The following is a 13,632-nucleotide window of genomic DNA, read 5'->3' on the forward strand; positions in this document are numbered from 1 at the left end:
TTATCCAATATTAATTGGATATCTTTTATGTTGTGTGTTTAAATAGAGTTTTTCAATTATTTTTTTATCTAATATATTTATTTGTTTACCCTCTAAATAAGAATCAATGGTGCTATATTTAACACCCAAAACAAGTTCATCTGGTTTTTGCGGATTATTGTCCTCAAGATCAGCTGTTGGTGTTTTTAAATATAAATTTTTTGGACATTTTAGTTCTTTTAATATTAATCGACCTTGTCGTTTATTTAATTGAGATATAAGATTAATATCTATTCCATGATCCCCATGTTTAGTGAAAAAACCTGTCATAATCTCTGCTGCATTGCTAGTTCCTACAACTATTCCATTTTTCATTGCAGCAACACTATATTGTATTTTCATTCTTTCCCTTGCTTTTTCATTTCCTTTAACGTGGTCTGAAATTTTAATTCCAGCTATATTTAATGATAACTCACTGCTTAAAACAGAATTTTTAATGTTTATTGTAATAATTTCATCTGGATTAATAAATTTAATTGCTGTTTTACAATCTTCTTCATCTTTTTGAATACCATATGGCAATCTTAATGCAATAAATTTATATGATTTATTTTTTTGTTCTTTACGTAATTGTTCGATTGTTATTTGACATAACTTTCCTGTTAATGTAGAATCCTGACCTCCACTAATAGCAACAATTAAAGATTGTAAATGAATATTTTGAAGTAAGTATTCTTTTAAGTGTATAATTCGATTTGTAATTTCTATTCTTGGGTTGATTTTTGGTTTTACATTAAGTAATTTAATAATTTTCTTTTGTAATATCATATTATATTTAATTCTAAATATAGATGTTATAAAAATATTTATTTTTTATGTTATATTTTTTATTAAGATTTATTATTATATATTAATATAATAATTTTTTAAATATATATTAAAAACAATTCTTTTTAGTTTTTAATCAGACATTGGTAAATAATATTGAATCATTTAATTTTTGTATTAAATTGTGGAAGCTCTTCTATAAAATTTTCTATATTAGACCCTACAACTAAAAAGAAACATCTATCTGGTTTAGTAGAATGTTTATTTTTAAAGAAAACATATATTACATGGGAATATTTAAAAATAAAATATAAAAAATATATAGGTTCTTATATATCTCATAAAGATGCTTTAGATTTTATTTTTAACGAAGTTTTATTAAAACAACAAGATATATATAATAACATTATTGGAATAGGACATAGAGTTGTTCATGGTGGTAAAAAAATAAACAAATCGATTCTAATAGATAGTATGGTTATTAGTTTTATTAAACAAGCTATCCCATTTGCTCCAATGCATAATCCTGCAAATTTAATAGGAATTGAAATAGCTATTCAAAAATTTCCTAAATTATCAAAAAAAAATGTAGCAGTATTTGATACTGCTTTTTATCAAAAAATGCCTAAAACTGCATTTTTATATGCAATTCCTTATTATTTCTATAAAAAACATCATATTAGACGTTATGGTGCTCATGGTATTAGTCATAATTATGTAGCACATGAAGCCGCTACTATTTTAAAAAAAGATTTTGATTTATTAAATATTATTACATGTCATTTAGGAAATGGATCTTCTATTTCTGCAATTAAAAATGGAATTTGTGTAGATACTTCTATGGGTTTAACACCGTTAGAAGGTTTAGTTATGGGTACGAGAAGTGGTGATATAGATCCTTCAGTTGTTTTTTTTATGAATAAACAATTAGGAATAGATGTTGATAAAATTCATGAAATATTAACAAAAGAATCTGGTCTGTTAGGATTAAGTGGATTGAGTAGTGATTTTCGTTACCTTGAAAAAAATTATCTATCTAATAAAAAAGTAAAATTGTCTGTAGATATATTTTGTTATCGATTATCTAAATATATTGCTTCTTATATGTGTTTAATGGATAAAAAGTTAGATGCATTAGTATTTACTGGTGGTATTGGTGAAAACGTTTCATTAATTAGACAAATTACTTTATCAAAATTATATCTAATGGGATTTAAAATTGATATAGAACAAAACTGTTTAATTAAGAGTGGAAAAACTGGGTTTATTAGTATAAATGATTCTTTTCCAGTTTTAGTTATTCCAACCAATGAAGAGTTGCTAATAGCAAAAGAAACAATGAAAATAGTTAGTTTAATATAATTAATTTATGAATTTTTACATTTAAAATAATAAGAATATTATGTCACGTATTATAATGTTAGTACCTTTAAACGAAAATGTGAGTTTAACAACGATTACTTTAAGCATAATTGATTTTATTAACAAAAGGAAAAAAAACGATTTTTTCACATCACTTTTTTATTTTTCTCTTGTAAATAATTCAATAGATAAGAGTAAGATAATTATTAGTAAATATTTTTCAAATAGTGTAATTATCTTAAAAAATATAGATTTTTCAAATCAATATTTTAATTCTACTGAATATCATATACTTGTTAATGAAGTTATTGAACAGTGTTATAATAAAAATAATGTTAATGAATTAATTTTAATTACAGGTATAAATAAAAAACAACATATTGATGCTGATAAAATAAATTATGACATTTCACAAAATATAAACGCTGAAGTAATATTTATAGATAATTTAAAAAAATATTCTGTAGAATATATTGATCAAAAAGAAAATAAAATAAAAACACTTTTAAAATATAATAAATATAAAAACATTTTAGGTATAATTTTTAGTAACGTAGGTTCTCCCTTTATACACAAAGAATATAATTTTTTAGATAAAATAAATATTTTATCTCATTTAAAAAAAAATAAAAGTATTTTAAACATTAAAGAACATACTCTTTTAAAGAATCGATTTTTTTCTACATTAGCATGTATTCCTTGGAATCAATGTTTATTAATACCATCTGTAATAGAAATTTTTAATTTTTTAAATGCAAGTATTATTAGAAAAATAAATGTTAATAATTTTATTATTAAAAGGATAATAATTTTTGATGAAAATTATAAAAATATTATAAGAAACAATTATAATAATTCTTTATTTATCATTTGTTCGAGTCGTATAAAAACATTTATTAATGATTTTTTTATTCGATTAAAATTAAAGAAAAATATTGGTATTCTTATAACAAAAGCTTATCAATTTAAAAAAAATATTTTATTTTTAATTAAATATTTAAAAAATATGAATATCCCTGTTTTTTTTACTAATAAAAATACAATAATGATATTATCTAAATTGCAAAAATTTAATTTTAATATTAATTTTTATGATAAAATATACATTATTAAATTATTAAAATATGTTTCTAGTTATTTTGGAGATATTAATTTAAATTTTGTTAAAAATACAATATCTAATAAAAGATATTCACCTAAAGAATTTTGTTATCATCTCAAAATGTTATCTAAAAAAAATATTAAAAAAATCATACTTCCTGAATCATATGAACCTCGTATATTAAAAGCAGCTTCAATTTCTAATTATTTAGGTATTGCTGAATGTATATTGTTAGGCGATTCAAAAAAAATTTATAATATAGCTCGTGATAATGGAATTTATTTAAGTAAAAACATTGAAATAATAGAACCTGATTTAATACGAGATAGATATATTTCAAGGTTATTAGAATTGCGTAAACATAAAGGTATAACTGAGCTTTCTGCAATAAATCAATTACAAGATAACACTATTTTAGCAACATTAATATTAGAGTCTAATGAAGTGGATGGATTGGTTTCTGGGGCAATAAATACTACAGCAAATACTATACGTCCAGCATTACAAATTATTAAAACTAATACTATTTATTCTTTAGTTTCTTCGATATTTTTTATGTTATTTCCTCAAGAAGTATTTATTTATGGTGATTGTGCAATCAATGTAGATCCAAATGCTGAAGAATTAGCAGAAATTGCAATTCAATCTGCTAATTCAGCTAAAATTTTTGGTATAGAACCACGTATAGCAATGTTGTCTTATTCTAGTGGATATTCTGGAAATGGATTACAAGTAGAAAAAGTAAGAAACGCAACTGCTATTGTAAAGTCAAAAAAACCTAATTTAATGATTGAAGGTCCTATTCAATATGATGCCGCAATTTCAAAAAAAGTTTCTAAATTAAAAACCCCGAATTCAGTAATTGCAGGATCTGCAAATATTTTTATTTTCCCAGATTTAAACTCTGGAAATATAACTTATAAAGCAATACAACGTTCTTTAGGACTAATTTGTATTGGTCCTATGTTACAAGGATTAAGAAAACCAGTAAATGATTTATCAAGAGGTGCATCAATTGAAGACATTGTTTATACTATTGCTATAACTTCAATTCAATCATAATTTATTTTAGTTATATTTTAATTGTAATATTACCATTAGGTTGACAACAGCATGGAAAAATTTCATTTATTTTAAATAAAGCAGCTATTGGCTGTTTAAATGGATAAATTACATTACCTTTTATTATTTGTATACGACATGTTCCACAATATCCAGATTTACATTGATATCCTATATATATATTATTTTTTTTTAAAATAGATAATAGTAAACTATTTTTTGTATAAATAATTTTTTTTTGATTTATTATTTCAATTATATAATAATTCATTTTATAGTTTAAATTTTTTAAATTCTTGGTTAGATACTTTGGAATCAATTTGACCTACTAAATAAGAGCTAATTTCAGTTTCTTGAGGGGCATTTTGTATATAATCAGAGTTTAACCAAGAATCAATCCATGGAATAGGATTTGATTTTTTTTCAAAGTACATGTTTAAACCTATTGCATTCATACGTATATTAGTAATATATTCTATATATTGACATAATATATCTTGATTGAGTCCTAGCATAGAACCATCTTGAAACAAATATTTTGCCCATTTTTTTTCTTGCTCTGCAGCTGATATAAATATTTGAGTTGCTGTTTCTTTACATTCTTCTGTAATATTGTTCATATTTTCATTATTTTCTTTATTACTTAGAAGATATAAAATGTGTTGAGTTCCTGTTAAATGTAATGCTTCATCTCTTGCAATTAATCTAATAATTTTTGCATTTCCTTCCATGATTTCTCTTTCTGCAAATGCAAATGAACATGCAAAACTTACGTAAAACCTAATAGCTTCTAACACATTAACGCTAATTAAACAAAGATATAATTTTTTCTTTAATAAATTTAAATTAATGTTAACTTTCTTTCCGTTAATAATGTGATTACCTTCTCCTAGTAAATGCCAATAACTAGTCATTTTTATTAACTGATCATAGTAAGTAGAAATATCTTTTGCTCTATCGTTGATATTTTTATTACTTATAATATCATCAAAAATAATTGATGGATTATTAATTATATTTCTAATTATATGTGTATAAGAACGAGAATGGATTGTTTCTGAAAATGACCATGTTTCAACCCATGTTTCTAATTCAGGAATAGATATAATTGGTAAAAAAGCGATATTTGGGCTTCTTCCTTGAATTGAATCAAGTAGTGTTTGATATTTTAAATTACTGATAAAAATATGTTTTTCATGTGATGGAAGATTTTGAAAATCTATTCGATCTTGCGATAAATCTATTTCTTCAGGCCTCCAAAAAAATGAAAGTTGTTTTTCAATTAATTTTTCAAAAATGTTATATTTTTGTTGATCATATCGAGCTATATTTACACATTGTCCAAAAAACATAGGTTCTATAAGCTGATTATTCTTTTTTTTTGAGAATGTTGTATAAGACACTTTTTTATACCTAAAAAATAAATTTTTGTATAGTTTATTAATTATTATATAATACAAGAACCGCTTGTACAATTATCTTCTTTATTTGTTTCTAATTGGTTAAAATTATAATTTTCTTCTGCACCATCTCTTGTATTTTGATAATATAAAGTTTTTATACCTAATTTATATGCTATAAGTAAATCATATAATAGTTGTTTCATTGGTATTTTTTCATTTATAAAACGTTTTGGATCATAATTAGTATTTACTGAAATAGATTGATCAATAAATTTCTGCATAATAGCTACTAACTCTAAGTATCCAGTATTATTTGGTATATTCCAAAGTAATTCATATTGTGTTTTTAATTTTTTATATTCTGGAACTACTTGTTTAAGCATTCCATCTTTTGAAGCTTTGACGCTAATAAACCCCCGCGGTGGTTCGATGCCGTTAGTAGCATTAGATATTTGAGAAGATGTTTCTGATGGCATAAGAGCAGATAAAGTGGAATTTCGTAAACCATGTTTTTTAATTTTTTCACGTAGTAAATTCCAATTTAAATGTAATGGTTCATTACAGATTATATCTATTTCTTTTTTATATGTATCAATTGGTAACTTGCCCAAGTAATAATTTGTTTCATTAAATAATATACATGCTCCTTTTTCTTTCGCTAGTTCACAAGAAGCTTGTAATAAATAGTATTGTATTGCCTCAAAAGTTCTATGTGTTAAATTTTTTGCGCTGCCATCTGAGTAACGAACTTTATTTTTAGCTAAGTAATATGCAAAGTTAATTACACCAATACCTAAAGAACGTCTTGAAATAGAAGAATTTTTTGCTGATACTATCGGATAATTTTGATATTCTAGTATTTCATCTAATGCTCGTACAGATAATATAGATAATTCTTCAAGTTCTTGTAAATTTTTAATTGATCCTAAATTTAGAGCTGATAATGTACAAAGTGCTATTTCTCCATTTTGATCATAAATATCATTTAATGGTTTTGTAGGTAAAGTAATTTCTAAACATAAATTAGATTGTTTTATTGGTGCTAATTTAGGATTAAAAGCACTATGTGAATTACAATGATCTATATTTTGTATATAAATACGACCAGTAGAAGTTCTTTCTTGCATAATTAAAGAAAATAAATCAATTGCTTTAATAGTTTTTTTTCTTATTTTTTTATTTTTTTCGTATTGAGTATATATTTCATTAAACTTTTTTTGATCAGAAAAAAAAACGTCATATAATTCTGGTACATCAGAAGGACTAAATAATGTAATTTTTTTACCCATTAACATTCTTTGATACATTAATTTATTAATTTGAACAGCATAATCTAAATGACGTACTCTATTTTCTTCAATACCTCTATTATTTTTTAAAACTAATAAATTTTCAATTTCAAGATGCCATATTGGATAAAATACTGTTGCTGCACCTCCTCTTACTCCGCCTTGTGAACAAGATTTTACAGCACTTTGAAAATGTTTGTAAAAAGGAATACAGCCGGTATGAAATGCTTCTCCGTTTCTAATTGGACTACCTAAAGCTCTAATTTGACCAGCATTAATTCCAATACCTGCTCTTTGTGAAACATATTTAACAATACAGCTTGTTGTTGCATTAATAGAATTTAAGTTATCTGCACACTCAATTAAAACACAAGAACTAAATTGACGAGTTGGTGTTCTTACACCAGACATAATTGGAGTAGGCAACGAAATTTTAAATGTAGAAATTGCGTTATAAAAACGTTGAATATAGTTCATCCTAATATTCTTAGGATATTTAGAAAATAGGCATGCTGATATTAAGATATATAGAAATTGTGCGCTTTCATAAATTTTTCCAGTAATACGATTTTGTAATAAATATTTTCCTTCTAATTGTTTTACAGCTGCATAAGAGAAATTCATATCACGGCAATGATCAATAAAAGAATTCATTATTACATATTCTTCAAAAGAATAATCTTGTAATAAATTTTTATCATATTTCCCTAAATTTACTAACTTTTCTACATGCTTATATAGAACTGGTGGTTCAAATTGACCATAAGCTTTTTTTCTAAGATGAAAAATAGCAAGTCTAGCAGCCATATATTGATAATCAGGTGTTTCTTGAGATATTAAATCGGCTGCTGCTTTAATAATTGTTTCATGTATATTAATAGTAGTTATGTTGTTATAGAATTGAATACGTGATCGTAATTCTACTTGAGAAACAGATACATCTTCTAATCCTTGAGCGGCCCAATTTAAAACTTTATGAATTTTATCTAAGTTTATCTTTTCTTTTTTTCCATTACGTTTAGTCACAAATAGACTATTTTTCATATTTACTTAACCTATTTTAAAAATATAATTTTTTAAATTTTAAAAAAGACGTTAATTTCTTAATAATATTAATTATTAATATATTTTTATTACATAGTTTCTATAATAGGTTCAACAATTCGTTGTAAAGCAACAACTTTTTCATTTTTTGATGTTCGTATTAAAATTACACCTTGTGTATTTCTTTTTAATACCCCTATTTCTGAGACTCTAATTCTAACTAATGTCCCTGCATTAGTAATCATCATAATTTGATCTTTTTCTATTACTTTTATAGCACCAATTATTTTTCCATTTTTTTTCGTTATTTTTATTGAAATAACTCCCTGAGTTGCACGTGATTTAATTGGGAAATCAGAAATTTTTGTACGTTTACCATATCCATTATTAGTCGCTATTAAAATAGTTTCTTTTGTGTTAGGAATGATTAATGAAACGACTTTATCATTTTTTACTATTTTAATACCTTTCACACCGGATGCTGTTCTACCCATAGCTCTAACACTTCTTTCTGAAAATTGAACTACTTTCCCGTTTTGTGTAAATAACATAATATTATTCTGACCGTTAGTTAATGCAACACCAATTAACTCGTCATTATCTTTTAAATTAATAGCTATAATTCCTGCAGATCTAGGTTTTTGAAATTTTTTTAAAGAACTTTTTTTTACTATACCCTGCGCAGTGGCCATAAAAATATTAAGATTATCTTTATATTCATGAACAGGTAAAATAGCTGTAATTCTTTCTTTATTATTTAATGGTAATAGATTTACTATAGGTCTACCCTTTGCATGTCTGCTGGATTCTGGTAATTGATATACTTTCATCCAATATAAAATACCTCGGCTAGAAAAACATAAAATAGTATCATGTGTATTTGCAATTACTAAATTTTGTATAAAATCTTCTTCTTTAATTTTAGCTGCTGATTTTCCTTTACCTCCTCTTTTTTGTGCATTATAATCAGAAATTGGTTGATATTTAACATATCCTGAATGTGACAATGTTACAACAACATCTTCTTGATTAATTAAATCTTCAATACTAATATCAGTATGATGTTCAGTTATTTCTGTTTTTCTTTTATCATTGAAATTATGTTGTATCGATAACAATTCATTCTTAATAACTGTAAGCATACGTTGTGAGTTTTTTAATATTTCTTTTAACTCAATAATTTTTTGAATCAAATTTTTATATTCTAAAATAATTTTATCTTGTTCTAAATTAGTTAATCGTTGTAATTTTAAATCTAATATTGCCTGTACTTGTTTTTCACTAAAGTAATAATATTTATTTCTTTTATTGATTTTTTTAATTTCTATAATTTCGGGAATATCATAATCTTCAAGTTTATTTATCCATTTTTTTTCTATAATCAGTTTTTTTGCTTCTGTTGAATTTTTAGAATTTTTTATTAAATTAATTATGATATTAATATTTATTAAAGCAACACTTAATCCTTCAAGAATATGAATACGTTTAAGTGCTTTTTTTAATTCAAAAATACTTCGGCGTGTTACTATTTCTTTTCTATGTGATATAAATTGTTTGATTATTTCTTTTAAAGATAAAATTTTTGGTTGACCATGACATAATGCAACCATATTTATTCCAAAAGAAACTTGTAGCTGAGTAAGAGAGTATAATTGATTCAAAATTATTTCTGATAAAGCTTCTTTTTTTGTTTCAATTACAATTCTCATGCCATCTTTATCAGATTCATCACGTAAAGCTGCAATTCCTTCAATTTTTTTATCTTTTACAAGTTCTGCTATTTTTTCTATTAAACGTGATTTATTTACTTGATATGGGATTTCATAAAAAATAATTGTTTCTTTATTGTTTTTTTTATTTTTTTCAATTTTATTACGTGCACGAATATAAATTTTACCTTTTCCAGTACGATATGCCTCTTCAATTCCTGTTTTTCCATTAATTACACCTGCTGTTGGAAAATCTGGTCCAGGTATATATTTAATTAATTCTTTTAATGTAATATTTTTATTTTCTATATATGCTAAACATCCATTAATTACTTCATATAAATTATGTGGTGGAATATTTGTAGCCATACCTACAGCTATTCCAGATGATCCATTAATTAAAAGATTTGGTATTCTAGACGGCAATATTTCAGGGATATATTCAGTTCCATCATAATTTGGAACAAACTCAACAGTATTTTTCTCAAGATCACTTAATAATTCATGTGCAATTTTAGACATTCGAATTTCTGTATATCGCATTGCTGCAGCTGCATCACCATCGACTGATCCAAAATTTCCTTGACCATCTATTAACATATATCGCAATGAAAAACTTTGAGCCATACGAACTATTGAATCATACACAGCAGAATCGCCATGTGGATGATATTTACCGATAACATCACCGACTATTCTAGCAGATTTTTTGTATGATTTATTCCAATCGTTATTTAATATATACATAGCAAAAAGTATTCTTCGATGAACTGGTTTTAATCCGTCTCTTACATCAGGCAAAGCTCTTCCGACTATAACAGACATAGCATAGTCTAAATAAGAACTTTTTAATTCTTCTTCGATATTAACTTGTATGATTTCTCGTGCAAGTTCTTTCATAATAACTTTTGTCTCTTTTCAAATTAATAAAATTAAATTAAGTAAAATTATAACATAATTGATACATTACATGAATTGAAAGAAATAAATTCTATACTTAAAATTTTTATGAGTGTCAATTGATAATTAAAAACATTTTTTATATTGTTTATTTTAAATGAAAGTATTAAAATAATAGATCGTTAAAATTATTTTATTAATATTTAACAATATTAAAAATAACATTTTTTAACTTTAATTAAATATGAGATCTTTTATGAAAGATGAAGAAAAAAAATTAATAGAAAATTTATTTCATCGTTTAAAGAATACTGAATTGAATTCTTCTGAACGAGATGATGACGCAAATAGTTTAATTCAAGATCTAGTTAAAAAACAACCGTATTCTTCTTATTACATGACTCAAACAATATTAATTCAAGAAACAGCAATAAAAAAACTAAGTTTAAAAGTAGAAGAGTTAAAAAATAAAATATCAAATTTAAATGTAAATAAAACAAATAAAAAACCAAGTTTTTTATCTAGTTTTTTTAAAAAAGAATCAAATCATCCAGATACATCTAATAATATTTGGAAAAAAAATCAAAGTATTCCAGCTTCTTATGAAACCTCACCAGCATCTTCTCAAACCATTAACAATAGTAGCGGTAGTAATAGTGGTTTTCTTAAAAATGCTTTACAAACTGCGACTGGAGTAGCAGGTGGGATGATTTTAGGTAATATGTTAATGAATGTTTTTAATCATAGTAAACCTGAAGAAGAAGTATTCGATACAATTAACGAACCCTCTATATCTAATATAGAAAATCATGAATTTCATGCAAATGATGAACATCATTTAGTTAATTATGACAATCAAAATGATTTTTATAATTCGGAAGATGAATCTAATTTTGAAAATAATATTAATGAAATTGATGAAACAAATGATATGAGCGATATTAATGATGATAATTTTATTTAACATTTTTAAATAAAAATAAAATATTTTTTATATTTTTAAAATTTTTTTGACGTTAAATAAAGCCAGCATTTTTGCTGACTTTAAAAATAAAATATATTTAAGAAAAATGTTTGTTTAAATATGAAGAAATTCCTTTTAAAGAAGTAGTTATTCCATCTTTTCCTGGTTCCCAATTTGCAGGGCATACTTCTCCGTATTTATTATGAAATTCTATAGCATCGATAATACGTAATATTTCATTAATATTACGTCCAAATGGAAGATCATTAACAACTTGATGACGTATTATCCAGTTTTTATCAATGATAAACGAAGCTCTTAATGCTATATTTAGTTCTGGATGTTCAATACCATAAGATTTTTGAATATCATGTTTTAAATCAGATATCATAGGAAATTTAATTTTTCCAATTCCTCCATCTTTGGGAAGAGTATTTTGCCATGCTTGATGTACAAATACACTATCAATTGATACACCTACAATTTTAATATTTCTTTTTTGAAATTCTTCATAAGTTTTATTAAATTCCATAATTTCAGAAGGACAAACAAAAGTAAAATCCATTGGCCAAAAAAACAATACAATTGATTGACCATTAGAATATTTTTTTAAATCAAAATCATTAATAATTTCACCATTACTTAAAAGTGCTTGAGCTATAAAATTTGGCGCTTTTTTTGCAACTAAAACCATGTTTTTTTCCTTTTATTTTAAAAATAAAATTATAGTTTTACTTATTTTAAAAACATTTTATTTATTTAAAAGAGAGTTGGTATGAATAATAGTTTAACTTGGAAAGATATTTTATCTCAAGAAAAAAAAAAAATATTTTATTAATATTATTAACTATATTAAAAAAAAACGTTTTACCAAAACAATATATCCTTCTTCAAAAGATATGTTTAATGCTTTTTTATTAACATCTTTTGATCAAATAAAAGTGGTAATCGTTGGACAAGATCCTTATTTTTCAGAAAATCAAGCGCATGGATTAGCATTTTCAGTACCCAGAAATGAAAATATACCACCTTCTTTAAAAAATATATATAAAGAATTAAATAATGATTTTAAAAAGAAACATATATTTTCTCATGGTTGTCTTGAAAATTGGTCAAAACAGGGTGTTTTTTTATTAAATACTATTTTAACTGTTGAGTTAGGAAAACCAAAATCTCATAATAATATAGGGTGGGAGATATTTACTGATAAAGTAATTTACTATATCAGCAAACATAAGAAATCTATTATTTTTTTACTTTGGGGATATAATGCTCAAAAAAAAGCTCATTTAATTGATACTAGCAAGCATTATATTTTGAAAGCTATGCATCCATCTCCATTATCAGCATATCGAGGTTTTTTTGGATGTAAACATTTTTCTAAAACTAATGAAATATTAATTAAATGTAAAAAAAAAGAAATTGATTGGTTTAATATTTAAATTAATGTATAAAAATAGAAAAAATTTTTAAGTTTTTTCTATTTTTATTAATTTTATTTTTTACAAAAATATAAAAAATTTTTAAATTTTACAAACTATTACAAGTGCTTTTCTAAGTATAATGTTATTAAAACTAAAACCATTTCGTTTTACTGAAATAATATGATTAGGTTGTATTTCTGTTGAATTTTCGGTTAATATAATATTATGAATGTTTGGATTAAAAACTTCATTTTTTTTGCCTTCTTTTTTTACTCCAAATTCATATATTATTTTTAATAAAGACTTTAATGTTAATTCTATTCCTTGAATTAAAGGTTCTTTATTTAAATCTAATTTTTTAGAAAGAGTTAAAGTATTTTCTAATACTTCTATAATTGGTATAATTTTTTTAAAAAATTGCTCTTTTTTTATAATTTTTATATTTTTAATTTCTATTTCAGCATTTTTTTTTATATTTTCTATATGTGCTAAATGTCTTAATTGTATATCATATATTTTTTTTTCATTATTTGATATTTTCTCTTTTAATTCGTTTAATTCGTTTA

10 protein-coding genes and 1 pseudogene are annotated in these 13,632 nt (G+C 23.8%); 4 read left to right on the forward strand and 7 right to left on the reverse strand.

Translation table 11 applies throughout. The features are described 5' to 3' along the window. On the reverse strand, positions 1-807 hold the full coding sequence (nadE, locus tag D9V64_RS00885) for an ammonia-dependent NAD(+) synthetase (RefSeq protein WP_158366401.1): 807 nt from the start codon (positions 805-807) through the stop codon (positions 1-3). 153 nt (positions 808-960) lie between these two features. Here nadE and D9V64_RS00890 point away from each other — a divergent pair, with 153 nt between their 5' ends. Beyond that, positions 961-2,169 (forward strand): acetate kinase, encoded by a 1,209-nt coding sequence (locus tag D9V64_RS00890; protein ID WP_158366403.1) that lies wholly within the window; start codon positions 961-963, stop codon positions 2,167-2,169. 40 nt (positions 2,170-2,209) lie between these two features. After that, positions 2,210-4,333: a phosphate acetyltransferase gene (gene pta / locus D9V64_RS00895; protein WP_158366405.1), complete on the forward strand. Its 2,124-nt coding sequence runs from the start codon at positions 2,210-2,212 to the stop codon at positions 4,331-4,333. Between the two features lie 10 nt (positions 4,334-4,343). Here the strand turns inward: pta and yfaE are convergent, their stop codons facing one another. The 4 genes from yfaE to gyrA form a co-directional block, all read right to left on the reverse strand. Continuing rightward, positions 4,344-4,604 carry a class I ribonucleotide reductase maintenance protein YfaE gene (gene yfaE / locus D9V64_RS00900; protein ID WP_158366407.1) on the reverse strand — a complete coding sequence of 87 codons (261 nt, stop codon included), beginning with the start codon at positions 4,602-4,604 and terminating at the stop codon, positions 4,344-4,346. A gap of 1 nt (position 4,605) precedes the next feature. After that, complete coding sequence (gene nrdB, locus D9V64_RS00905) at positions 4,606-5,736, reverse strand: class Ia ribonucleoside-diphosphate reductase subunit beta (RefSeq protein ID WP_158366409.1); 1,131 nt, start codon at positions 5,734-5,736, stop codon at positions 4,606-4,608. 44 nt (positions 5,737-5,780) lie between these two features. Continuing rightward, on the reverse strand, positions 5,781-8,069 hold the full coding sequence (gene nrdA / locus D9V64_RS00910; protein ID WP_158366411.1) for a class 1a ribonucleoside-diphosphate reductase subunit alpha: 2,289 nt from the start codon (positions 8,067-8,069) through the stop codon (positions 5,781-5,783). Between the two features lie 89 nt (positions 8,070-8,158). After that, positions 8,159-10,678 carry a DNA topoisomerase (ATP-hydrolyzing) subunit A gene (gene gyrA / locus D9V64_RS00915; protein ID WP_158366414.1) on the reverse strand — a complete coding sequence of 840 codons (2,520 nt, stop codon included), beginning with the start codon at positions 10,676-10,678 and terminating at the stop codon, positions 8,159-8,161. A 256-nt stretch (positions 10,679-10,934) separates the two neighbouring features. Between gyrA and D9V64_RS00920 the strand changes: the two genes are divergently transcribed. Next, positions 10,935-11,642 (forward strand): DUF2076 domain-containing protein, encoded by a 708-nt coding sequence (locus tag D9V64_RS00920; protein WP_158366416.1) that lies wholly within the window; start codon positions 10,935-10,937, stop codon positions 11,640-11,642. A gap of 97 nt (positions 11,643-11,739) precedes the next feature. On the opposite strand, the gene D9V64_RS00925 is transcribed toward D9V64_RS00920, so the two are convergent. Next, positions 11,740-12,336 carry a peroxiredoxin gene (locus tag D9V64_RS00925; protein WP_158366418.1) on the reverse strand — a complete coding sequence of 199 codons (597 nt, stop codon included), beginning with the start codon at positions 12,334-12,336 and terminating at the stop codon, positions 11,740-11,742. An 81-nt stretch (positions 12,337-12,417) separates the two neighbouring features. On the opposite strand from D9V64_RS00925, the pseudogene ung reads away from it, so the two are divergent. Continuing rightward, positions 12,418-13,084 (forward strand): annotated as a pseudogene (gene ung / locus D9V64_RS00930) (uracil-DNA glycosylase). Positions 13,085-13,165: 81 nt separating this feature from the next. On the opposite strand, the gene grpE reads toward ung, so the two are convergent. Further along, the coding region (grpE, locus tag D9V64_RS00935) for a nucleotide exchange factor GrpE (protein ID WP_158367263.1) at positions 13,166-13,632 on the reverse strand (467 nt) is incomplete at its 5' end.

This window comes from Buchnera aphidicola (Aphis nerii), assembly GCF_005083105.1.
Classification (GTDB): Bacteria; Pseudomonadota; Gammaproteobacteria; order Enterobacterales; family Enterobacteriaceae; genus Buchnera; species Buchnera aphidicola_AS.

What these genes read in the sequence shown, in the direction of transcription:
- nadE (WP_158366401.1), bottom strand. Translation starts at nt 807, where the DNA reads ATGATATTACAAAAGAAAATTATTAAATTACTTAATGTAAAACCAAAA.
- pta (WP_158366405.1), top strand. Translation starts at nt 2,210, where the DNA reads ATGTCACGTATTATAATGTTAGTACCTTTAAACGAAAATGTGAGTTTA.
- yfaE (WP_158366407.1), bottom strand. Translation starts at nt 4,604, where the DNA reads ATGAATTATTATATAATTGAAATAATAAATCAAAAAAAAATTATTTAT.
- nrdA (WP_158366411.1), bottom strand. Translation starts at nt 8,069, where the DNA reads ATGAAAAATAGTCTATTTGTGACTAAACGTAATGGAAAAAAAGAAAAG.
- gyrA (WP_158366414.1), bottom strand. Translation starts at nt 10,678, where the DNA reads ATGAAAGAACTTGCACGAGAAATCATACAAGTTAATATCGAAGAAGAA.
- D9V64_RS00920 (WP_158366416.1), top strand. Translation starts at nt 10,935, where the DNA reads ATGAAAGATGAAGAAAAAAAATTAATAGAAAATTTATTTCATCGTTTA.
- D9V64_RS00925 (WP_158366418.1), bottom strand. Translation starts at nt 12,336, where the DNA reads ATGGTTTTAGTTGCAAAAAAAGCGCCAAATTTTATAGCTCAAGCACTT.